This is a genomic window from Rhodococcus sp. 11-3, from assembly GCF_023704055.1.
Classification (GTDB): domain Bacteria; phylum Actinomycetota; class Actinomycetes; order Mycobacteriales; family Mycobacteriaceae; genus Rhodococcus; species Rhodococcus aetherivorans.
In genome coordinates, this window is record NZ_CP080406.1 from 3,116,373 (window position 1) to 3,137,627 (window position 21,255).

The 21,255-nt window shown below is 72.0% G+C and carries 19 protein-coding genes; 14 read left to right on the top strand and 5 right to left on the bottom strand.

Translation table 11 applies throughout. The annotated features are described in order from the left end of the window. The first annotated feature begins 1 nt into the window (after nt 1). The 6 genes from metH to hisG all read left to right on the top strand — a co-directional run bounded on the left by metH (nt 2) and on the right by hisG (nt 7,360). Nucleotides 2-3,571, top strand: a complete 3,570-nt coding sequence (gene metH, locus KZJ41_RS14835) for a methionine synthase (protein ID WP_029543737.1) — start codon at nt 2-4, stop codon at nt 3,569-3,571. After that, nucleotides 3,564-4,253: an HAD family phosphatase gene (locus KZJ41_RS14840; RefSeq protein ID WP_065922552.1), complete on the top strand. Its 690-nt coding sequence runs from the start codon at nt 3,564-3,566 to the stop codon at nt 4,251-4,253. Before metH ends, KZJ41_RS14840 begins: the two co-directional genes overlap by 8 nt. 1 nt (nt 4,254) lies before the next feature. Next, entirely contained in the window at nt 4,255-5,115 is an 861-nt protein-coding gene (locus KZJ41_RS14845) for a rhodanese-related sulfurtransferase (protein ID WP_006931162.1), read from the top strand. A gap of 2 nt (nt 5,116-5,117) precedes the next feature. Continuing rightward, complete coding sequence (locus KZJ41_RS14850) at nt 5,118-6,005, top strand: pseudouridine synthase (RefSeq protein ID WP_251550973.1); 888 nt, start codon at nt 5,118-5,120, stop codon at nt 6,003-6,005. A 77-nt stretch (nt 6,006-6,082) separates the two neighbouring features. Then, complete coding sequence (locus KZJ41_RS14855; RefSeq protein WP_003937712.1) at nt 6,083-6,346, top strand: phosphoribosyl-ATP diphosphatase; 264 nt, start codon at nt 6,083-6,085, stop codon at nt 6,344-6,346. Nucleotides 6,347-6,496: 150 nt separating this feature from the next. Continuing rightward, nucleotides 6,497-7,360 carry an ATP phosphoribosyltransferase gene (gene hisG, locus KZJ41_RS14860; RefSeq protein WP_006931171.1) on the top strand — a complete coding sequence of 288 codons (864 nt, stop codon included), beginning with the start codon at nt 6,497-6,499 and terminating at the stop codon, nt 7,358-7,360. A 22-nt stretch (nt 7,361-7,382) separates the two neighbouring features. Here hisG and KZJ41_RS14865 read toward each other — a convergent pair whose 3' ends face one another. The 3 genes from KZJ41_RS14865 to KZJ41_RS14875 all read right to left on the bottom strand — a co-directional run bounded on the left by KZJ41_RS14865 (nt 7,383) and on the right by KZJ41_RS14875 (nt 10,969). Next, nucleotides 7,383-9,179, bottom strand: a complete 1,797-nt coding sequence (locus KZJ41_RS14865; RefSeq protein ID WP_251549259.1) for an alpha/beta fold hydrolase — start codon at nt 9,177-9,179, stop codon at nt 7,383-7,385. Nucleotides 9,180-9,269: 90 nt separating this feature from the next. Beyond that, entirely contained in the window at nt 9,270-10,091 is an 822-nt protein-coding gene (locus KZJ41_RS14870) for a thioesterase family protein (protein WP_006931174.1), read from the bottom strand. After that, nucleotides 10,088-10,969 carry a RecB family exonuclease gene (locus KZJ41_RS14875; RefSeq protein ID WP_006931176.1) on the bottom strand — a complete coding sequence of 294 codons (882 nt, stop codon included), beginning with the start codon at nt 10,967-10,969 and terminating at the stop codon, nt 10,088-10,090. Before KZJ41_RS14875 ends, KZJ41_RS14870 begins: the two co-directional genes overlap by 4 nt. 70 nt (nt 10,970-11,039) lie before the next feature. On the opposite strand from KZJ41_RS14875, the gene KZJ41_RS14880 reads away from it, so the two are divergent. Beyond that, entirely contained in the window at nt 11,040-11,891 is an 852-nt protein-coding gene (locus KZJ41_RS14880; protein WP_029543751.1) for a tRNA (adenine-N1)-methyltransferase, read from the top strand. A 35-nt stretch (nt 11,892-11,926) separates the two neighbouring features. On the opposite strand, the gene KZJ41_RS14885 is transcribed toward KZJ41_RS14880, so the two are convergent. Next, nucleotides 11,927-12,400 (bottom strand): nuclear transport factor 2 family protein, encoded by a 474-nt coding sequence (locus KZJ41_RS14885; RefSeq protein WP_050035259.1) that lies wholly within the window; start codon nt 12,398-12,400, stop codon nt 11,927-11,929. Between the two features lie 174 nt (nt 12,401-12,574). On the opposite strand from KZJ41_RS14885, the gene arc reads away from it, so the two are divergent. From arc to prcA, 6 genes are all read left to right on the top strand, one after another. Next, complete coding sequence (gene arc / locus KZJ41_RS14890) at nt 12,575-14,350, top strand: proteasome ATPase (RefSeq protein ID WP_029543755.1); 1,776 nt, start codon at nt 12,575-12,577, stop codon at nt 14,348-14,350. A gap of 73 nt (nt 14,351-14,423) precedes the next feature. Next, the gene (locus KZJ41_RS14895; RefSeq protein ID WP_050036364.1) at nt 14,424-14,864 is read left to right on the top strand and encodes a nitroreductase family deazaflavin-dependent oxidoreductase; all 441 of its coding nucleotides are present in this window, start codon (nt 14,424-14,426) and stop codon (nt 14,862-14,864) included. Nucleotides 14,865-14,874: 10 nt separating this feature from the next. Next, nucleotides 14,875-16,368: a depupylase/deamidase Dop gene (dop, locus tag KZJ41_RS14900; RefSeq protein WP_065922551.1), complete on the top strand. Its 1,494-nt coding sequence runs from the start codon at nt 14,875-14,877 to the stop codon at nt 16,366-16,368. Between the two features lie 138 nt (nt 16,369-16,506). Continuing rightward, nucleotides 16,507-16,698: a ubiquitin-like protein Pup gene (locus tag KZJ41_RS14905; protein ID WP_003937722.1), complete on the top strand. Its 192-nt coding sequence runs from the start codon at nt 16,507-16,509 to the stop codon at nt 16,696-16,698. Continuing rightward, complete coding sequence (gene prcB, locus KZJ41_RS14910) at nt 16,695-17,561, top strand: proteasome subunit beta (RefSeq protein ID WP_006931184.1); 867 nt, start codon at nt 16,695-16,697, stop codon at nt 17,559-17,561. The genes KZJ41_RS14905 and prcB overlap by 4 nt, the downstream gene beginning before the upstream one ends. Next, on the top strand, nt 17,558-18,337 hold the full coding sequence (gene prcA, locus KZJ41_RS14915; protein WP_006931185.1) for a proteasome subunit alpha: 780 nt from the start codon (nt 17,558-17,560) through the stop codon (nt 18,335-18,337). The genes prcB and prcA overlap by 4 nt, the downstream gene beginning before the upstream one ends. Here prcA and KZJ41_RS14920 read toward each other — a convergent pair. Then, complete coding sequence (locus tag KZJ41_RS14920; protein WP_373566435.1) at nt 18,325-19,842, bottom strand: phosphatase PAP2 family protein; 1,518 nt, start codon at nt 19,840-19,842, stop codon at nt 18,325-18,327. The genes prcA and KZJ41_RS14920 overlap by 13 nt on opposite strands. Before the next feature lie 31 nt (nt 19,843-19,873). Between KZJ41_RS14920 and pafA the strand changes: the two genes are divergently transcribed. Next, nucleotides 19,874-21,232, top strand: a complete 1,359-nt coding sequence (gene pafA, locus KZJ41_RS14925; RefSeq protein ID WP_006931187.1) for a Pup--protein ligase — start codon at nt 19,874-19,876, stop codon at nt 21,230-21,232. Nucleotides 21,233-21,255: the final 23 nt, after the last annotated feature.

Here is a 21,255-nt window from a genome sequence, read left to right on the forward strand (position 1 = left end):
CATGTCCACCCCATTGCACTCTGCCTTGCTCGATGCGCTTTCGCAGCGCGTTGTCGTGGGAGACGGGGCGATGGGCACGATGTTGCAGGCCGCGGATCTGAGTCTGGACGACTTCCGCGGCCTCGAGGGGTGCAACGAGATTCTCAACGACTCCCGGCCCGACGTCATCCGGGGGATCCACCGGGCGTACTTCGAGGCCGGGGCGGATGCCGTCTCCACCAACACCTTCGGCTGCAACCTGCCCAATCTCGCCGACTACGACATCGCCGATCGCATCCGTGACCTGTCCGAACGCGGCGCCCGCCTGGCCCGGGAGGTGGCCGACGAGATGGGTCCCGGCCCGGACGGCATGGGCCGGTTCGTGCTCGGCTCGATGGGTCCGGGCACGAAGCTGCCCACCCTCGGTCACGCCCCGTTCGCCACGCTGCGCGACGCCTACACCGAGTCGGCGTTGGGCATGCTCGACGGCGGCGCCGACGCCATCCTCGTCGAAACCTGTCAGGATCTGCTGCAGGCGAAGGCCGCGATCGTCGGCAGCCGCCGCGCGATGGAGCGGGCGGGCCGGCGCATCCCGATCGTCACCCACGTGACGATGGAGACGACCGGCACGATGCTGCTCGGCAGCGAGATCGGGGCGGCCCTGACGGCGCTCGAACCCCTGGGCATCGATCTGATCGGGCTGAACTGTGCGACCGGCCCGGAGGAGATGAGCGAGCACCTGCGGCATCTGTCCAAGCACGCCCGGTTGCCGGTGTCGGTGATGCCGAACGCGGGCCTGCCGGTGCTGGGAGCGAACGGCGCCGAGTACCCGTTGACGCCGGAAGAGCTGGCGGAGGCGCTGAGCGGATTCGTCGCCGAGTTCGGTCTGGCGCTGGTCGGCGGCTGCTGCGGCACCACCCCCGAGCACATCCGGCAGGTCGCCGAGGCGGTGCACGCGACCGAGCGCGCCGAGCGCGGCCCCCGGCCGGAGCCGGGCGTGTCGTCGCTGTACTCGGCGGTGCCGTTCGAGCAGGACTCGTCGATCCTGATGATCGGGGAGCGCACCAATTCGAACGGGTCGAAGGCGTTCCGGGAGGCGATGCTCGCCGGGGACCACCAGAAGTGCCTGGACATCGCGAAGGACCAGATCCGCGACGGCGCGCACCTGCTGGATCTGAACGTGGACTACGTGGGCCGCGACGGCGCCGTCGACATGGCGGACCTGGCGGGCCGGCTGGCGACGGCGTCGACGTTGCCGATCATGATCGACTCGACGGAGCCGGACGTGATCCGGGCCGGCCTCGAGCATCTCGGGGGCCGGTGCGCGGTGAATTCGGTGAACTACGAGGACGGCGACGGCCCCGGTTCGCGGTTCGAGCGGATCATGGAGCACGTCGTCGAGCACGGCGCCGCGGTGGTGGCGTTGACCATCGACGAGGAGGGCCAGGCCCGCACCGCCGAGCACAAGGTGCGCATCGCCGAGCGGCTGATCGCGGATCTGACCGGCAGGTGGGGGCTCGGCGAGGAGGACATCATCGTCGACGCCCTGACGTTCCCGATCTCCACCGGTCAGGAGGAGGTCCGCCGGGACGCCATCGAGACGATCGAGGCGATCCGCGAGATCAAGCGGCGGCATCCGCGGGTGCACTTCACCCTGGGCATCTCGAACGTGTCGTTCGGCCTGAACCCCGCGGCGCGGCAGGTGCTGAACTCGGTGTTCCTGCACGAGTGTGTGCAGGCGGGGCTGGACACGGCGATCGTGCACGCGTCGAAGATCCTGCCGATGGCGCGGATCCCGGACGAGCAGCGCGAGACGGCGCTGGATCTGGTGTACGACCGGCGGCGCGAGGGCTACGACCCGCTGCAGAAGCTGATGGCGCTGTTCGAGGGGGTGTCGGCGGCGTCGTCGCGGGAGTCCCGCGCGCAGGAGCTGGCCGCGCTGCCGCTGTTCGAGCGGCTCGAGCGGCGGATCGTCGACGGCGAGCGCAACGGGCTCGAGGCGGATCTGGACGAGGCGATGCAGACGACCCCACCGTTGGCGATCATCAACGACACGCTGCTGTCGGGGATGAAGACGGTCGGGGAGCTGTTCGGCTCGGGGCAGATGCAGCTGCCGTTCGTGTTGCAGTCCGCCGAGGTGATGAAGGCGGCGGTCGCGCATCTCGAGCCGCACATGGAGTCCACCGGCGACGAGGGCAAGGGCCGGATCGTGCTGGCCACCGTCAAGGGCGACGTGCACGACATCGGCAAGAACCTCGTCGACATCATCTTGAGCAACAACGGCTACGAGGTGGTCAACCTCGGCATCAAGCAGCCGATCGCGACGATCCTGGACGCGGCGGTGGACAAGAACGCCGACGTGATCGGCATGTCCGGGCTGTTGGTGAAGTCGACCGTGGTGATGAAGGAGAACCTCGAAGAGCTCAACCATCGCGGGGTGGCGGAGCGGTTCCCGGTGCTGCTCGGGGGTGCCGCGCTGACCCGCTCCTACGTGGAGAACGACCTGGCCGAGATCTACGAGGGTCAGGTGTCCTACGCGCGTGATGCGTTCGAGGGCCTGCATCTGATGGACCGGGTCATGGCCGTCAAGCGCGGCGAGGGCCCGGCGGCGGACAGCCCGGAGGCGATCGCGGCGCGGGAGAAGGCCGCCGAGCGCAAGGCCCGGCACGAGCGGTCGCGGCGGATCGCGGAGAAGCGTAAGGCCGCCGAGACGCCGGTCGAGGTCCCGGAGCGCTCCGATGTGGCCGCCGACCTCGAGGTGCCCACCCCGCCGTTCTGGGGCACCCGGGTGGTCAAGGGGGTGGCGCTGGCCGACTACGCCGGCCTGATCGACGAGCGGGCGCTGTTCCTGGGGCAGTGGGGGCTGCGCGGGCAGCGCACCGGGGACGGTCCCACCTACGAGGAGCTGGTGGAGACCGAGGGCCGGCCGCGGCTGCGGTACTGGCTGGACCGGCTGTCCACCGAGGGGATCCTGGCGCACGCTGCGGTGGTGTACGGGTACTTCCCGGCGGTGTCGGAGGGCGACGACGTGGTGGTGCTGGCGGAGCCGCATCCGGATGCCGCCGAGCGCTACCGGTTCACGTATCCGCGGCAGCAGCGCGGCCGGTTCCTGTGCATCGCCGACTTCGTGCGGTCGCGGGCGGATGCGCGGGCCGAGGGGCAGGTGGACGTGCTGCCGTTCCAGCTGGTGACGATGGGGCAGCCGATCGCGGACTTCGCGAACGAGTTGTTCGCGTCGAACTCCTACCGGGACTATCTGGAGGTGCACGGCATCGGTGTGCAGCTGACCGAGGCGCTGGCCGAGTACTGGCACCGGCGGGTCCGGGAGGAGCTGGTGCTCGCCGGCGGCCACACCCTGGCCGAGGAGGATCCGGCGGACGTGGCCGAGTTCTTCAAGCTCGGCTACCGCGGGGCGCGGTTCGCGTTCGGGTACGGGGCGTGCCCGAATCTCGAGGACCGCGTCAAGCTGGTCGAGCTGCTCGAACCGGGCCGGATCGGGGTGGAGCTGTCGGAGGAGCTGCAGCTGCATCCGGAGCAGTCCACCGACGCGTTCGTCCTGCATCACCCGGAGGCGAAGTACTTCAATGTCTAGTGCGGTGACCACGTCGACGCTGCGGGCCGTCCTGTGGGACATGGACGGCACCCTGCTCGAATCGGAAACGCTGTGGGACATCGGGATCCGGGAGCTGTCGCTGCGCCTGGGCGGGCCGATGGCGGACGAGACACGGCGGGCGACGATCGGGGCGTCGAGCGCGTTCGCATTGCGGACGGTGTTCGCGTCGCTGGACCTCGAACCGGATCCCGACGCCCTGGCCGCGGCGAAGACGTGGCTGTACGGGCGCATGGGGGAGCTGTTCGCGCAGGGGCTGCCGTGGCGGCCCGGGGCGCGTCGGACGCTGGGGGCCGTGCGCGCCGCCGGGCTCGGGTCGGCGCTGGTCACCAACACCGACCGGACGTTGTGCGAGTTCGCCCTGGACACGCTCGGGCGCGAGCACTTCGACCATTCGGTGTGCGGCGACGAGGTGCCGGCCGGCAAGCCGGATCCGGCTCCGTACCTGCGGGCGGCGCAGCTGCTGGGGCTCGAGCCGGCGCAGTGCCTGGCGGTGGAGGACTCGCCCACCGGGGCGGCGGCGGCGGAGGCCGCGGGCTGCACGGTGCTGGTGGTGCCGTCGCTGACGGAGGTGCCGACCTCGCCACGGCGGGTGTTCCGCGAGACCCTGGACGGGCTGACCGTCGCGGACCTGCACGCGCTGCACCTGCCGGGGGCGTGCTGAGGTGGCGATCCCGAAGATCGTGTTGTTCTATCGGTTCACGCCGCTGGCCGATCCGGAGGCGATCCGCTTGTGGCAGCACACCCTGGCGGCGTCGAACGATCTCACCGGTCGCATCCTGATCTCCGAGCACGGCATCAACGCCACCGTCGGGGGCGACATCGCCGACGTCAAGCGGTACGTGCGCGGCACCCGCGCATACGCGCCGTTCGCCGACGCCGACATCAAGTGGTCGGACGGCACGGGGCGGGACTTTCCGCGCCTGTCGGTGCGGGTACGGCCGGAGATCGTGACCTTCGGGGCGCCGCACGAGCTGAAGGTCGACGAGCACGGGGTGGTCGGCGGTGGGGTGCACCTGTCGCCGCACGGGCTGCACGAGCTGATCGGCGAGCGCGGCGACGAGGTGGTGTTCTTCGACGGGCGCAACGCGTTCGAGGCGGAGATCGGCCGGTTCCGCGGGGCGGTCGTGCCGGATGTGGGGACCACGCGCGAGTTCGTGTCGGTGCTCGACAGCGGCCGCTACGACCACCTCAAGTCACGTCCGGTGGTGACCTATTGCACGGGCGGGGTGCGCTGCGAGGTGCTGTCCGCGTTGATGCGCAACCGCGGGTTCGAGCAGGTGTATCAGCTCGACGGCGGCATCGTCCGGTACGGGGAGACGTTCGGCGACGACGGGCTGTGGGAGGGTTCGCTGTACGTCTTCGACGGCCGCACGAACGTCGAGTTCTCGGACGCGGCGGCGGTGTTGGGCCGGTGCACGCTGTGCCGGGCGCCGACCTCGCGCTACCGCAACCACCCGGACGTCAACGGCCGGGAGCTGAGCCTGGTGTGCGAGGCGTGCGTGCCGGACCCGGTCGGGCCCTGACGGTGGCTGCGTCGCCGCTGCCGGTACGCGACGGTCTCGGCCCGGACCGGCTGCGGCTGCCCGTCACCGATCCCGCCCCCACGATCCTCGGGTTCCTGCGCGGCGCCGAGCCCGGCGAGGACTGGCACCGCCACGTCGCGGCCGGTGAGCTCGTCGACGAGCACGGCCGGCCGGTGACCGCGCAGACCCGGTACCAGTCGGGCCGGTTCGTGTACTTCTACCGGGAGCCGCCGCCGGAGGTGCCGGTGCCGTTCCCGGTGACGGTCCTGCACCGCGACGAGGGGCTCCTCGTCGTGGACAAGCCGCACTTCCTGGCGACGATCCCGCGGGGCGCGCACATCCGGGAGACGGTGGTGGTGCGGCTGCGCCGGGAACTCGGGCTGCCGGACCTGGTTCCGGTGCACCGCCTGGACCGGATGACGGCGGGCGTGCTGCTGTGCACCACCGATCCGGGATTGCGGGGGCCGTACCAGCAGCTGTTCGAGCGGCAGCGGGTGCGCAAGGTGTACGAGGCGATCGCCCCGTACCGGCCGGGACTCGAGTTCCCCCGCACGGTGCGCAGCCGGATCCGTAAGCGGCACGGCGAGCTCACGGCCGTGGAGGAGCCCGGCGAGCCGAACTCCGAGACGCGGATCGAGCTGCTCGACCGGCGCGGGGACCTGGCCCGGTACCGGCTGCATCCGCGGACCGGGCGCACCCATCAGCTGCGGCTGCACCTGAGCTCGCTGGGGATACCAATCGTCGGGGACAACTTCTATCCGCGGTTCCGGCGCCGCGCGCCGGACGATTTCTCGGATCCGCTGCGGTTGCTGGCGCGGACCGTCGAGTTCGACGATCCGCGCACCGGGCGGCGCCGCCGGTTCGACAGCGGCCTCGCCCTCGAGTTCTGACGGTCCGGGCCGGGCGCCCGGGGCGGTCGCGGCACTGGGTGCGGGAGCACGCTGCGGTCATGAAACAATGAACCCCCGTGAAGACCTTCGATTCCCTGTTCGCCGAGCTGTCCGAGCGTGCCGTCACCCGTCCCGAGGGGTCCGGCACCGTTGCCGCCCTGGACGCCGGCGTCCATGCGCAGGGCAAGAAGGTGATCGAGGAGGCCGGCGAGGTGTGGATCGCCGCCGAGTACCAGAGCGACGAGCAGCTGGCGGAGGAGATTTCGCAGTTGCTGTACTGGGTGCAGGTGCTGATGGTCGGGCGGGGTCTGAAGCTCGAGGACGTCTACAAGCATCTGTGACGGCTCGCCGTCGGGCATCTGTGACGGCTCGCCGTCGGGCATGTGTGACGGCTCGCCGTCGGGCAGCCGCCCCGGGGCCGGCCGTCGTGCCCGCGAGACCTTCCGCCTGTTCCTTCCCTGCTCTTCGCACCGTTGCCGAAAGGACCGTCCATGCTGCGCGTCGCAGTTCCGAACAAGGGCTCGCTGTCCGAGTCCGCCGCCGAAATCCTGCGCGAGGCCGGATACCGGCGCCGCACCGACTCGCGCGACCTGACCGTTATCGACCCGGTCAACGACGTCGAGTTCTTCTTCCTGCGCCCGAAGGACATCGCCATCTACGTCGGTTCCGGCGAGCTCGATCTGGGCATCACCGGCCGTGACCTGGCGCTGGATTCGGCGGCGCCGGTCACCGAGCGGCTCGCTCTGGGGTTCGGGTACTCCTCCTTCCGCTACGCGGCGCCGAAGGGCCGGGACTGGAAGATCGAGGACCTCGCCGGCCTGCGGATCGCGACGTCGTACCCCAACCTGGTCCGCCGTGATCTGACGGCGCGGGGGATCGAGGCGACGGTCATCCGCCTCGACGGCGCGGTGGAGATCTCCATTCAGCTGGGGGTGGCCGACGCGATCGCCGACGTCGTCGGCTCCGGCCGGACGCTGCGCCAGCACGATCTGGTGGCGTTCGGGGAGTCGCTGTGCGACTCGGAGGGCGTGCTGATCGAGCAGGAGGGCGCGAGCCGCGGCGATTCGGCGCGCAACCAGCTCGTCGCCCGCATCGAGGGCGTGGTGTTCGCGCAGCAGTACGTGATGCTCGACTACGACTGCCCCAAGCCGGTTCTCGACGAGGCGGTGCAGATCACTCCGGGTCTGGAGTCGCCGACGATCTCACCGCTCGCCGACGACTCGTCGGTGGCGGTGCGGGCGATGGTGCCGCGCAAGGGTCACAACGCGGTGATGGATCGGCTCGCCGAGATCGGGGCGCGGGCGATCCTGGCGACGGACATCCGGTCGTGCCGCGCGATGCGCGGCGCCGAGTAGCCGCGGCCGAGCGTCCGGCGCGTCAGCGCCCGGGGCAGGTGCCGGGGGCGGCGATGCCGACGAGACGCTGTTCGGTCCAGGTGAGTAGTTCGGGTACGAGCGGGGAGTCCTCGGCGACGAGCCCGAGGTGGTCCCGGCCGGGATAGCTGCGGTAGTCCAGGGCCCAGTTCTCGGCGCAGCGGTCGCGCACGTAGCCGTCCTGCACGGCGGCGGTGACGAGGGAATCGGTGGCGCCCTGCGCGAGCAGGACGGGCACGGCCGTCGTGCCGGTGGGGACGTTCTCCGCGAGGCGGCGGCCGAGGGGTCCGGTGGTGGGGTCGGTGCGCAGCACGGACCGGTCGCGACTGAGCGAGAGTGCCGACAGGACCGAGACGTAGACGGCGGGTTCGGACAGGCACCTTGTCGCCATCTCGCGCACGAGGGTGCGGGCGGCGGGCCCGACGTAGGTGTCGCCGTCGACGTCGTCGTAGACCGCGGTGTAGGCGGCGAGGACGTACGAGGCGAACACGCTGCCACCGGGAACGGTGTCGAGTCCGGTGGTCAGCGCGACGGTGTCGCTGGCGGGGGCCATCGCGGCGATCCCGGCGACGGGTGTGTCCGGGGCGTAGGTGGGGGCGAGCAGCCCCGCCCACAGGGCCGCGTGCCCGCCCTGGGAGTGCCCCCAGACGACGGTGCGGTCGGCGAGGTCGAGGTGGTCGAGGCGGTGGGCCGCACGCACAGCGTCGAGCACCGAGCGTCCTTCGCCCTGCCCGATCAGGTACGGGTGCGGGCCTGCGGTGCCCAGGCCGACGTAGTCGGTGGCCACCAGGGCCCAGCCGCGGTCGAGGAGCGCGGACTCGGCGGGCAGGGCGCCGGCGCCGAGCGGGTCGTCGAGGAGGGTGGGCGCACAGGGTTCGGCGAAACCGGTGGTCCCGTGGGCCCAGGCGATCACCGGTCGAGGTCCGGGCGGGGCGTTCTTCGCGACCACGACCAGGGCGCTGGCCACGGCGGGCTGGTCGTCGTCGCGGGTGGTGGTGTAGAGGATGCGCCAGGCCTCGGCGCCGTCGGGGACGGCGCGGGTGAACGGTTCGGCGCGCAGCAGCGCGCCGGGATGATCGGGCATCCGGTGCGGTGCGGTGTAGAACGCGTCGACGACGGGGGAGCCGGCGCGGAGGCGGACCGCCACGCCGGCTGCGGCGACGGCCACGAGCAGCGCGAGAACCGCCACGGCCGGTCGCCGGTACCGGGCCGGGGTGCGGCGGGGCGCCGTCGGGGTGGGTCCGGGGGTGCGGTCGTCGAGGGCGGCGAGTCCGTCGCCGATGCGGGCGAGGCCGAAGAACACGGTGCGGATGCCGAACAGGAAGGCGACGACGAGGACCGTGACGTCGGGCCAGCGCCAGGCGAGGACACCGAACACGATGTCGGCGAGGCCGAGGACTGCGGTGGTGAGTCGCTCGTCGAGGTCGCCGCGGGCGGCGCGGACCAGACGCAGGGCGCCGCCGACGACGAGGGCGAGCGCGACGGCGGGGGCGAGCAGATCCAGGGCCCGGCCGAGCCAGGCGAGGACGGCGATGCCGAACCCGATCCAGGCGAGGGCGGTGGCGGTCGCCACCGCCCCGGCGTGGGAGCGGTACGCGGCGAGCAGGTCGGCGGTGCCGGCGGTGATCGCGGCCAGGCCGATGAGCAGGCCCAGCGCGGACAGTGAGGTCAGCGGTCTCGTCGTGAGCAGCAGGCCGAGCAGCAGGCAGACGAGTCCGAGGAGCACGGACGTCCACCACGGTGCCGTGCGCAGCGCGGCGGTGGCGGCGCGGGCTCTGCGGTGGGGACCGGTCGCGGGCATGTCGTCCTCCCCTTGGTGCCGACCGAAATGTCCGGTCGAGTGTGGCACGGTCCGCCGGCGCCCGCCCGGTGATCGGTGCCCGCGGCGGGGTCAGCGGGGGCGGACCTGCACGGTTTGCGCGATCCGTCCGACGGCGCCGTCCTCGTCGTACAGCACCCCGGCGGTCATGCCCACCCCGTCCGGGCCGGTGGACGTCTCGGCGCTGATGCCGACCCACTCGCCGACCGGTTCCCGGAACAGGTGCACCGTCAGGTCGGTGTTGAGGAAGGTCCAGACGGCGGGGTCGAGTTTGGAACCGACGCCGTTGGCGACATCGGCGACGGTGAACAGCCGCTCGACCGGGGTCGGGGCCTCGCCCTCGACGAGCGCCAGGTCGGTGCGCAGCCACGCCGCCGACGGCCCCGGCGCCCCGATCGGGGTGATCGTGCGCCAGTCCAGGGTGCGCACGAATCCGGTCTGCCAGAACGCCGAGCCGGGGTGTTCGACGACGCCCTGCGCCGGCGGCGGCAGCGGCGCGTCCGCGGCGTGGGCGACCTCGGGCAGGTCGGCGGTCTGCATGCGCCAGGCGGTGCCACGGGCCACCGCTCGGGGGGTGCCGTCCGGGCCGGCGGCCCACAGCTCGGCGACGACGAGTTCGACCTTGCGGCCGGGGCGGTCGATGCGGGTGCGGACCTCGATCTCGGTCAGCGGCACCGGGCCGAGCAGTTCGACGCAGATGCGGGTCAGTCGGGCGTCGGGGCGGCGGCCGCAGCGTTCGAGGGCGCGGGCCAGCAGCGCCGACGGCGGGGCGCCGTGCTGCATCGTCGGTGCCCACGTGCTGACCGTATGGGCGGTGGGCCGAAACCGTTCGACGGCAGTGCCCCCGTCGCCGGGGCCGCCGTCGATCGGCACGAAGTACGCCGCGTCGCTCACTCGCTCGTTTCCTCCTCTGGACGGGCCGCGCCGGCGGGCTCGTCCGGCCGGCCCGGATAGGGCGGGGCGGTGCCGCCGAATGCCGGGCACCGCACCCGATGATCGCACCACCGGCACAGCGGCCCCGGGTTGGGCTGGAAGTCCCGTGCGTCGGTCGCGGTGCGCACGGCCGCCCAGAGGGCGCGCACGGTGCCCTCGAAGCGGCGCAGTTCGTCCCCGTCGGGGGTGTAGTCGAGCACCTGTCCGTCCGCCAGGTACAGCAGCCGCAGCCGCGCCGGCACCACCCCGCGGGTGCGCAGCACCATCAGCGCGTAGAACTTCAGCTGGAACAGCGCCGCCGCCTCGCCGGTCTCGCGGGGTGCCCGGCCGGTCTTGTAGTCGACCACGCGCACCAGCCCCTGGGGGGAGATGTCGATCCGGTCGACGAAGCCCCGCAGCCGCAGCCCGTCGTCCAGTTCGGTTTCCACGCGCAGCTCGCACGCTTGCGGGGTGAACCCGGTGGGATCCTCGAGTGCGAAGTAGCGGGCGACGAGGGCGCGGGCCTCGGTGAGGAACCGGTCGCGCTCGCCCGGGCCGATCACGTCGGCGAGGTCGGGTGCCTCCTCGAGCAGCCGCTGCCACGCCGGTGCCACCAGCTCGCCGGCGGGTCCGGGCCGCCGCTCGGCGGCCGGCAGCGCGAACAACGCCTCGAGGGCTGCGTGGACGACGCTGCCGCGCAGCTGGGCCCGCGACGGGACCTCGGGGATCCGGTCGATCGCCCGGAACCGGTACAGCAGCGGACAGCGTTTGAAGTCGGCGGCGCGCGACGGCGACAGCGCTGGCGTCCGCGGGGCCGCGGGCCGGTCGTCGGTGGGGGGCGTCGTCGCGGCTGTGCTCACACCTGGCAGGGTATGGCCCGGGACCGACACGGTGTCGGTACCGGCGGAGCGGACGAAGGTGGATACGGCGATGGCAGCAGGTGGACTCGGGCGCAGCGGACCGTTCGAGGTCGGTGACCGGGTGCAGCTCACCGACGCCAAGGGCCGCAAGTACACGGTGGTGCTCGAGGCGGGCAAGGAGTTCCACACCCACCGCGGCGGCATCCTGCACGACGCGCTCATCGGCACGGACGAGGGCAGCGTCGTCACCTCCACCAACGGCACCCCCTACCTGGCGCTGCGGCCGCTGCTGACCGATTACGTGCTGTCCATGCCGCGCGGGGCGCAGGTGATCTACCCCAAGGACGCCGCGCAGATCGTGCACGAGGGCGACGTGTTCCCCGGCGCCCGGGTGCTCGAGGCGGGCGCCGGTTCGGGTGCGCTGACCTGTTCGCTGCTGCGGGCCGTGGGGCCGACCGGCCGGGTGATCTCCTACGAGGTGCGCGACGACCACGCCGAGCACGCGGTGCGCAACGTCGAGACGTTCTTCGGGGAGCGTCCCGGGAACTGGGATCTCACGGTGGGCGACGTCGCGGACTACGACCTCGACCGGCACGGTCCGGTCGACCGGGTGGTGCTGGACATGCTGGCCCCCTGGGACGCGCTGCCGACGGTGGCGAAGGCGCTGGTACCTGGTGGGGTGCTGATCGTGTACGTGGCGACGGTGACTCAGCTGTCGAAGGTGGTCGAGGCGCTGCGTGAGCAGACCTGCTGGACCGAACCGCGGTCGTGGGAGTCGATGGTGCGCGGCTGGCACGTGGTCGGCCTGGCCGTGCGTCCGGAGCATCGGATGCAGGGGCACACCGCGTTCCTGGTCAGCGCCCGCCGCCTCGCCGAGGGCACCGTCACACCGAAGCCGCAGCGCCGGCCCAGCAAGGGCTGACCGCTCCGGTCCGCACGGCGGCCGAGCCGCCCCGGTCACGAGCAGTTCAGCGACCCCATCGCCAGGACCTGGCAGGTGCTCTCGTCCGCCAGCCGCCAGGTGCCGTCCTCCCGCTCGAACGTCAGCGGCATCGGGGCGCCGCCGTGCGGACCGGTGACCTGCACGGTTGCCGAGACCGTGTCGTCGTCGACGGCGTTCACGGACTCGACGTCGGCGGTGAGCGGGTAGCCGGCGAGCACCCCGTTGAACTGCTCGAGCAGCGCGCCTCGGTCGTCGCCGTCCTCGACCACCACGGCCTTGTCCGCCGCCGACACCGCCGGGTCGAAGAACGTCGTCAGTACCGCTTCGAGCTCGCCCTCGGTTGCCGCGGCGGCGGGGTCGGCCGCGGACGTCGTCGCGGCGGAGGATGTGGGCGACCCACCGGCGGAGTCGTCGGCGGCGCAGGCGGGCAGCGCGGTCAGTGCGGCGACGGCGACGGCGGCAGCGGCCCGTCTGGTGCGAGTGGTCACGGGAATCCTTTCGACCCGGCAGAGAGAAAGGCAAGGCTAACATCGGTATCGGGGATTCGGGCCCGCGGCCGTGAGGAGTCCGACACGCATTCGCAGCATGCCGATTTCGCGTCGCACCACACAGTCGGCCGTCTGCCGGTAGCGTGGAAAGACCGATAGTGGAGGGAGTCGCACATGAGCTCGACAGAGAACCCGGATTCGGTTGCGGCGGCACAAGAACTCGAAGCGCTGCGCGCCGAGGCGACCGCCCTGCGGCGGCGGCTCGTCGAACCGTCCGAACAGGTCCGTGACCTCGAGGCCCGGATCGACTCCCTGACCGTGCGCAACGGCAAGCTGATGGACACGCTCAAGGAGGCGCGCCAGCAGCTGATCACCCTGCGCGAGGAAGTCGACCGGCTCGGTCAGCCCCCCAGCGGCTACGGGGTGCTGCTCGGCATCTACGACGATCAGACCGTGGACGTGTTCACCTCCGGCCGCAAGATGCGGGTCACGGTGTCCCCGAACCTCGAACCCGATGGTTTCGTCTCCGGCCAGACGGTCCGGTTGAACGAGGCGCTGACCGTCGTCGAAGCCGGCGGATTCGAGCGGGTCGGAGAGATCACCACCCTGCGCGAGGTCCTCGACGACGGCACCCGCGCCCTCGTCGTCGGACACGCCGACGAGGAGCGCATCGTGTGGCTGGCCGCGCCGCTCGCCGCCGCGGCCGCCGCGGCGGCCGGCACCGTCGAGGTGAGCGAGGACGCCGAGCCGTCGTTCAAGCTGCGGCCGGGTGATTCGCTGCTGGTCGACAGCAAGGCCGGCTACGCCTTCGAGCGCATCCCCAAGGCCGAGGTCGAGGACCTCGTCCTCGAGGAGGTTCCCGACGTCGACTACAACGACATCGGTGGCCTCGGCCGGCAGATCGAGCAGATCCGCGACGCGGTGGAACTGCCGTTCCTGCACAAGGACCTGTTCCGTGAGTACGCGCTGCGCCCGCCCAAGGGCGTGCTGCTGTACGGCCCGCCCGGCTGCGGCAAGACCCTCATCGCCAAGGCCGTCGCCAACTCGCTGGCCAAGAAGATCGCCGAGGCCCGCGGCGAGGATTCGAAGGAAGCGAAGTCCTACTTCCTCAACATCAAGGGCCCCGAGCTGCTCAACAAGTTCGTCGGCGAGACCGAACGCCACATTCGGCTGATCTTCCAGCGGGCCCGCGAGAAGGCCTCCGAAGGCACGCCGGTGATCGTGTTCTTCGACGAGATGGACTCGATCTTCCGCACCCGCGGCTCCGGTGTGTCGTCGGATGTCGAGACCACGGTGGTGCCGCAGCTGCTGTCCGAGATCGACGGCGTCGAGGGTCTCGAGAACGTCATCGTGATCGGCGCGTCCAACCGCGAGGACATGATCGACCCGGCGATCCTGCGGCCCGGCCGACTCGATGTGAAGATCAAGATCGAGCGGCCCGACGCCGAGGCGGCGCTGGACATCTTCTCCAAGTACCTCACCGAGGGACTGCCGGTGCACGCCGACGACCTCGCCGAGTTCGGCGGGCACCGCGGGGCGTGCGTGCGCGCCATGATCGAACGGGTCGTCGACCGGATGTACGCCGAGAGCGAGGAGAACCGCTTCCTCGAGGTGACGTACGCCAACGGCGACAAGGAGGTCCTGTACTTCAAGGACTTCAACTCCGGCGCGATGATCCAGAACATCGTCGACCGCGCCAAGAAGTACGCGATCAAGTCGGTACTCGAGACCGGCGCGCCCGGTCTGCGGGTGCAGCACCTGCTCGACTCCATCGTCGACGAGTTCGCCGAGAACGAGGACCTGCCCAACACCACCAACCCGGACGACTGGGCCCGGATCTCCGGCAAGAAGGGCGAACGCATCGTCTACATCCGCACCCTGGTCACCGGCAAGAACGCCAGCGCCAGCCGGGCGATCGACACCGAGTCGAACACGGGCCAGTACCTGTGACGCCGCGCCGGTGGGGTCGCCGCGTCCCGCGGCGGCCCCACCGGCGTGCGACGCGACCGGCAGGAGGCTGACCGTGCCGCTGCCCCGCGCCCTGGCCCGGTTCAACAGGGTCGTCACCAACCGGCTCGCCCGGCCGGTGGCCGGACACCTACCGCTGACGGCGGTGATCGAGCACCGCGGCCGGCGTTCCGGGCGCCGCTACCGCACCCCGGTGCTGGTGTTCGGTCGCGACGGCGGCTACCGCATCGCCCTGACCTACGGCCCCCGCACCGACTGGGTGCGCAACGTCCTCGCCGCCGGCGGCTGCACCCTGCACACCCGCGGCCGCCGCATCGACCTCGTCGACCCCGTGCTCGGCCGCGACCCGGCCGTGCGGTGGGCGCCGCCCGGCGTCCGCACGGTCCTGCGCGCGACCGGCTCGGTCGAGTATCTCGACGCCGCCGTCGCCCCGTCCGCCGCCCGCCCCGGTCCGCCCGCCCCGCCCGGCCCGGCCGGACCGGCACCGATCACCTAATCTCGACGTCATGCAGCGGATCATCGGCATCGAGGTCGAGTACGGGATCTCCTCACCCAACGAGCCCACAGCGAACCCGATCCTCACGTCCACCCAGGCGGTCCTGGCGTACGCGGCCGCCGAGGGGGTGCCGCGCGCCAAGCGCACCCGCTGGGACTACGAGGTCGAATCCCCACTGCGCGACGCCCGCGGATTCGACCTGGGCCGCTTCAACGGTCCGGCCCCCGTCATCGACGCCGACGAGGTCGGCGCCGCCAACATGATCCTCACCAACGGCGCCCGGCTGTACGTCGACCACGCCCACCCCGAATACTCGGCGCCGGAGGTCACCGACCCCCTCGACGCGGTGATCTGGGACAAGGCCGGCGAACGGGTGATGGAGGCCGCCGCCCGGCACGCCTCGAGCGTGCCCGGCGCGCCGCGCCTGCAGCTGTACAAGAACAACGTCGACGGCAAGGGTGCCTCGTACGGCACCCACGAGAACTACCTCATGGCCCGCGACACCCCGTTCTCGGCGGTGGTGGCCGGGCTGACCCCGTTCTTCGTCTCCCGGCAGGTGATCACCGGTTCCGGCCGGGTCGGCATCGGCCAGTCCGGCGACGAGGCCGGATTCCAGCTGTCCCAGCGCGCCGACTACATCGAGGTCGAGGTCGGGCTCGAGACCACCCTCAAACGCGGCATCATCAACACCCGCGACGAGCCGCACGCCGACGCCGACAAGTACCGACGCCTGCACGTGATCATCGGCGACGCCAACCTCGCCGAGATGTCGACCTACCTCAAGGTCGGCACCACTGCGCTGGTGCTGGACCTGATCGAGGCCGGGGTGGACCTGTCGGACCTGCAGCTGGCCCGGCCGGTCACCGCCGTGCACCACATCAGCCACGACCCCACGCTGCGCAAGACCGTCGCCCTGACCGACGGCCGTGAGCTGACCGGCCTGGCGTTGCAGCGGATCTACCACGAGCGCGTCGCGAAGTTCCACGACGGCACCGACGACAAGCGGGTGCGCGACATCCTCGACAAGTGGGCGATAATCCTCGACCTGCTCGAACGCGACCCCATGGAGTGCGCGCACCTGCTGGACTGGCCGGCCAAGCTGCGCCTGCTCGAGGGCTTCCGGAACCGGGAGGGCCTGGCGTGGTCGGCGCCGCGGCTGCACCTGGTGGACCTGCAGTACTCCGACGTGCGGCTGGACAAGGGCCTGTACAACCGGCTCGTCGCCCGCGGCTCGATGGAGCGCCTGGTCGCCGAGCAGGATGTGCTCGACGCGGTGCACACCCCGCCGTCGGACACCCGCGCGTTCTTCCGCGGCGAGTGCCTGCGCCGGTTCGGCGCCGACATCGCCGCCGCCAGCTGGGACTCGGTGATCTTCGACCTCGGCGGCGAATCCCTGGTGCGCATCCCCACCCTCGAGCCGCTGCGGGGCAGCCGCGCGCACGTCGGCAAGCTGCTCGACTCGGTGGATTCGGCGGCCCAACTGGTCGACGAACTGACCAGCTGACCCGTCCGGGCGGGCGCGACACGCGCGTAGTCGCGCGGAGTGTCGCATCTGCTCGGTAGGGTGGAGGTCCGAGCAGTCGGAGCTCGCACCGGCCGAGGCCGGAGCGGGCCCCACGAACGAACGAGGAGGTCGACCGCTATGGCTCAGGAGCGGACCACACGCGGTGGCGGAGGCGACGACGACGAGGTCGTCGGCGACGGCGGTGCCGGTCAGGAACGACGCGAGAAGCTCGCGGCCGAGACCGACGACCTGCTCGACGAGATCGACGACGTGCTCGAGGAGAACGCCGAGGACTTCGTGCGTGCGTACGTGCAGAAGGGCGGCCAGTGACAGCGGAGCGTTCGCCGATCCCGTTCCCCGTCCACCCGCCGCGCATGCCGTTCGGTTCCCCGCTGTCCTCGTTCTCCGACCACCTGCGCATGCATGCGCCGGAACTGCTGCCGGAGAACCGTCCCGGGCTGCGGGGCGCCGACGCGGACATCGCCCCGCACGGCACCACGATCGTCGCCGTGACGTTCGCCGGCGGCGTGCTCATCGCCGGTGACCGGCGCGCCACCATGGGCAACATGGTCGCCAGCCGCGACGTGGAGAAGGTGTTCGTCACCGACAGCTACTCCGCGGCCGGTATCGCCGGCACCGCCGGCCTGGCCATCGAACTCGTGCGCCTGTTCGCGGTCGAGCTCGAACACTACGAGAAGATCGAGGGTGTGCCGCTGACCTTCGACGGCAAGGCCAACCGGCTGTCGTCGATGGTGCGCGGCAACCTCGGGGCCGCGATGCAGGGCCTGGCGGTGGTGCCGCTGCTGGTCGGCTACGACCTCGAGGCCCCGGAACCGCAGCGCGCCGGCCGGATCGTGTCCTACGACGTGGTCGGGGGCCGCTACGAGGAGCGCGCCGGCTACCACGCGGTGGGCTCGGGATCGCTGTTCGCCAAGTCGTCGCTGAAGAAGCTCTACCGCGCCGACGCCGACGAGGCGGCCGCGCTGCGCACCGTCGTCGAGGCGCTCTACGACGCGGCCGACGACGACACCGCCACCGGCGGCCCGGACACCACCCGCGGCATCTATCCCACCGCGGTGGTCATCACCGCCGACGGCGCCACCGAGGTGCCGGAGCAGACCTTGTCGGCGCTGGCCCGCACCGTGGTCGCGGACCGCACCGTCGCCGAGCACGGGCAGGGAGGTGCGCAGTGACGCTGCCGTACTATGCGTCCGCCGAGCAGATCATGCGCGATCGCTCGGAACTGGCGCGCAAGGGCATCGCGCGGGGCCGCAGCGTGGTCGTGCTGATCTACGCCGACGGGGTGGTGTTCGTTGCCGAGAACCCGTCGAAGGCGCTGCACAAGGTCAGCGAGCTCTACGACCGCATCGGGTTCGCCGCGGTCGGCAAGTACAACGAGTTCGAGAACCTGCGGCGCGCCGGGATCGTGCACGCCGACATGCGCGGCTACTCCTACGACCGGCGCGACGTGACCGTGCGGTCGCTGGCCAACGCGTACGCGCAGACCCTGGGCACCATCTTCACCGAGCAGCCCAAGCCGTACGAGGTGGAGATCTGCGTCGCCGAGGTCGGCCGCGCCGACTCCGCCGACACCGCGCAGCTGTATCGCATCACCTACGACGGCTCGATCGTCGACGAACCGCAGTTCGTGGTGATGGGCGGGCACACCGAACCCATCGCCACCGCCCTGCGCGAGTCGTACCGGCCGGGTCTGTCCCTCGCCGAGGCGGTGCAGGTCGCGGTGCAGGCGCTGCAGCAGGTGCCCGCCGCCGGGGCCGAGATCGGCACCCGGGTGCTCGGCCGCGCCGAGCTCGAGGTGGCGGTGCTCGAGAAGCCGCGCCCTCGTCGCGCGTTCCGCCGCATCACCGGCGCCGCGCTCGACCAGTTGCTGCCCGGCACCGGCGAGCGGTCCGGCGACGACACCGGCACCACCGGGCCGGACGGGTCGGGGCCCGTTCAGGGTTCCTGATCGAGGGGCCGGTAGAGGGTGAGCTCGCCGGGGACGCTGCGGAACTCGAACAGCGCGCCCTCGGCGAGCACCTCACCGTCGGTGGCCAGGGCGACCCGGCCGCTGCGCACCCGCACCGACAGCGCCGGCGCTTCGCGCCGCACGTGGATCGGGGATCCGGCGAGGCTGCCGGTGACCGCGGCCGCGAGCAGCCGGGTCCGCGACCAGTGCAGGTCGGCCCGCAGATACCGCACGTCCAGGGTGCCGGTGTCGATGCGGGGCCGTGACATCGGCACCCGGTCGTCCGGCGCGTACCGGCCGCTGCCGACGAACAGCAACCACACCGCGGTGGGCACCCCGTCCAGCGACACCCGCAGCGGGCTCGCGGTCGCGAGGACCGCGGCCAGCGCCGCCGCCGCGGCCGGCCACTTGCCGATCCTCGGCTCCCACCGCTCACGCAGCCGCACCGAGTCCGGATAGCCGCCCACGCTGGCGGTGTTGACGAACACGTGTCCACCCCGGTCGGCACCGTCCGGGCCGGTGCCGTCCACCCACACCCGGCCGAGGTCGACCCGCAGCGCCTGCCCCCGCTCGACCGCGTGCACGGTCTGCTCCAGGTCGAGCAGCCCGGCGTCGCGGGCGAAGTGGTTCAGGGTGCCGCCCGGGAACACCGCCAGCGGCAGCCCGTGCGCGACGGCCGCGCTCGCCGCGGCTCGCACGGTGCCGTCCCCGCCGTGGACGCCGAGCGCTGCGGGGGTGTGCTCGGCGACGAACCGGTCCAGCTGGGCGGTGAACTCCTCGTCCGGGTCGAGGGTGACCACCCGTGCCTGGGGCAGCGCCGCCGCGATCACGCCCGCGTCGTCGTCGCGGCCGGCGCCGGGGTTGACCAGCACCAGCAGGTCCCGGCCCTGCGGCAGGGCCGGGGCCGGGCCGGGCGGGCCCAGCCGGGCGGGCTCGTCGGGGCGCACCGCCCACCAGCGGCGCGTGGCCAGGGCCACCGCCGCACCGACGGCGACGCCGGTGACCACGTCGGCCGGCCAGTGCACCCCGGTGTGTACCCGGGAGTAGGCGACCGCCGCGGCCACCGGCGCGAGCAACGCCCCCGTCACCGGGGATTCGAGGGCCATCCCGGTGGTGAACGCCGCCGCCGACGCCGAATGCCCGGACGGGAACGACGACGAGCGCGGCGTCGGCAGCGAGCGGCGCAGCGGGCCGTCCTGCCGGGCCGGGGGCCGGCGGCGCGGCAGCAGCGGCTTGAGCACCCCGTTGGCCAGGGCACTGGCCCCGGCCAGCGCCAGCATGCCGCGGACGGCGCCGCGGCGGGGCCGGCCGCCGATCGCGGCGCACGCCGCCGCGCAGCTCATCCACAGCCGACCGTGGTCGGCGGCGCGGCTCAGGCCCCGCAGCACGGGGTCGGCGGGGGAGGGACGCAGGGCGGCGCTGCCGGCGAACAGGGACCGGTCCAGGCGCGTCAGCGGGGCGGGAGCGAAGATCACGGGTACAACCGTAATCTCGTTGCGGCTCATGCTCGGTGGTTCCGCGCGGTACTGTCGAAGTGTGCAGCGACGAATCATGGGCATCGAGACGGAGTTCGGCGTCACGTGCACCTTCCACGGGCACCGGCGGCTGAGCCCCGACGAGGTCGCCCGGTATCTGTTCCGTCGGGTGGTGTCCTGGGGCCGCAGCTCGAACGTGTTCCTCCGCAACGGGGCGCGCCTGTACCTGGACGTGGGTTCGCACCCGGAGTACGCGACCGCCGAGTGCGACGACCTCCTCCAGCTCGTCGAGCACGACCACGCCGGGGAGCGGGTGCTCGAGGAATTGCTGATCGACGCCGAACAGCGCCTCGCCGAGGAAGGCATCGGCGGCGACATCTACCTGTTCAAGAACAACACCGACTCGGCCGGCAACTCCTACGGCTGCCACGAGAACTACCTCGTGGTGCGGGCCGGGGAGTTCTCCCGCATCTCGGACGTGCTGCTGCCGTTCCTGGTGACGCGGCAGCTGATCTGCGGCGCCGGGAAGGTGCTGCAGACCCCCAAGGCCGCGACCTACTGCCTGTCGCAGCGCGCCGAGCACATCTGGGAGGGCGTGTCGTCGGCGACCACCCGGTCCCGGCCGATCATCAACACCCGCGACGAGCCGCACGCCGACGCCGAGAAGTACCGGCGGCTGCACGTGATCGTCGGCGACTCGAACATGTCCGAGCCCACCACGATGCTCAAGGTCGGCTCCGCGTCGCTGGTGCTCGAGATGATCGAGGCCGGCGTGGCGTTCCGCGACTTCGCCCTCGACAACCCGATCCGGGCCATCCGGGAGGTCAGCCACGACCTGACCGGGCGGCGGCCGGTGCGCCTGGCCGGGGGCCGGCAGGCCAGCGCCCTCGACATCCAGCGCGAGTACCACGGCCGGGCGGTGGAGTACCTGCGCACCCGCGAACCCGATCCGCACGTCGAGCAGGTGGTGGATCTGTGGGGCCGGGTGCTCGACGCGGTCGAGTCGCAGGACTTCGCGAAGGTGGACACCGAGATCGACTGGGTGATCAAACGCAAGTTGTTCCAGCGCTACCAGGACCGCTACGACCTGGAGCTGTCCGACCCGAAGATCGCCCAGCTGGATCTGGCGTACCACGACATCAAGCGCGGGCGCGGGGTGTTCGATCTGCTCCAGCGCAAGGGGCTGGCGGCGCGGCTGACCGACGACGAGTCCGTCGACGCGGCCGTGCACACCCCGCCGCAGACCACCCGGGCGAAGCTGCGCGGCGACTTCATCGCCGCCGCGCAGGACGCCGGCCGGGACTTCACCGTGGACTGGGTGCACCTCAAGCTCAACGACCAGGCGCAGCGCACGGTGCTGTGCAAGGACCCGTTCCGCTCCGTCGACGAGCGCGTCGAACGGCTCATCGCCTCGATGTAGCGTGCCGCGGGTCGTCCGCGTCC

Excerpts from the sequence above, each read along its gene's own strand:
- KZJ41_RS14880 (WP_029543751.1), top strand. The coding sequence starts at position 11,040 with ATGGCAGCAGGTGGACTCGGGCGCAGCGGACCGTTCGAGGTCGGTGAC.
- metH (WP_029543737.1), top strand. The coding sequence starts at position 2 with ATGTCCACCCCATTGCACTCTGCCTTGCTCGATGCGCTTTCGCAGCGC.
- dop (WP_065922551.1), top strand. The coding sequence starts at position 14,875 with ATGCAGCGGATCATCGGCATCGAGGTCGAGTACGGGATCTCCTCACCC.
- KZJ41_RS14840 (WP_065922552.1), top strand. The coding sequence starts at position 3,564 with ATGTCTAGTGCGGTGACCACGTCGACGCTGCGGGCCGTCCTGTGGGAC.
- KZJ41_RS14920 (WP_373566435.1), bottom strand. The coding sequence starts at position 19,842 with ATGAGCCGCAACGAGATTACGGTTGTACCCGTGATCTTCGCTCCCGCC.
- KZJ41_RS14865 (WP_251549259.1), bottom strand. The coding sequence starts at position 9,179 with ATGCCCGCGACCGGTCCCCACCGCAGAGCCCGCGCCGCCACCGCCGCG.
- KZJ41_RS14905 (WP_003937722.1), top strand. The coding sequence starts at position 16,507 with ATGGCTCAGGAGCGGACCACACGCGGTGGCGGAGGCGACGACGACGAG.
- arc (WP_029543755.1), top strand. The coding sequence starts at position 12,575 with ATGAGCTCGACAGAGAACCCGGATTCGGTTGCGGCGGCACAAGAACTC.
- hisG (WP_006931171.1), top strand. The coding sequence starts at position 6,497 with ATGCTGCGCGTCGCAGTTCCGAACAAGGGCTCGCTGTCCGAGTCCGCC.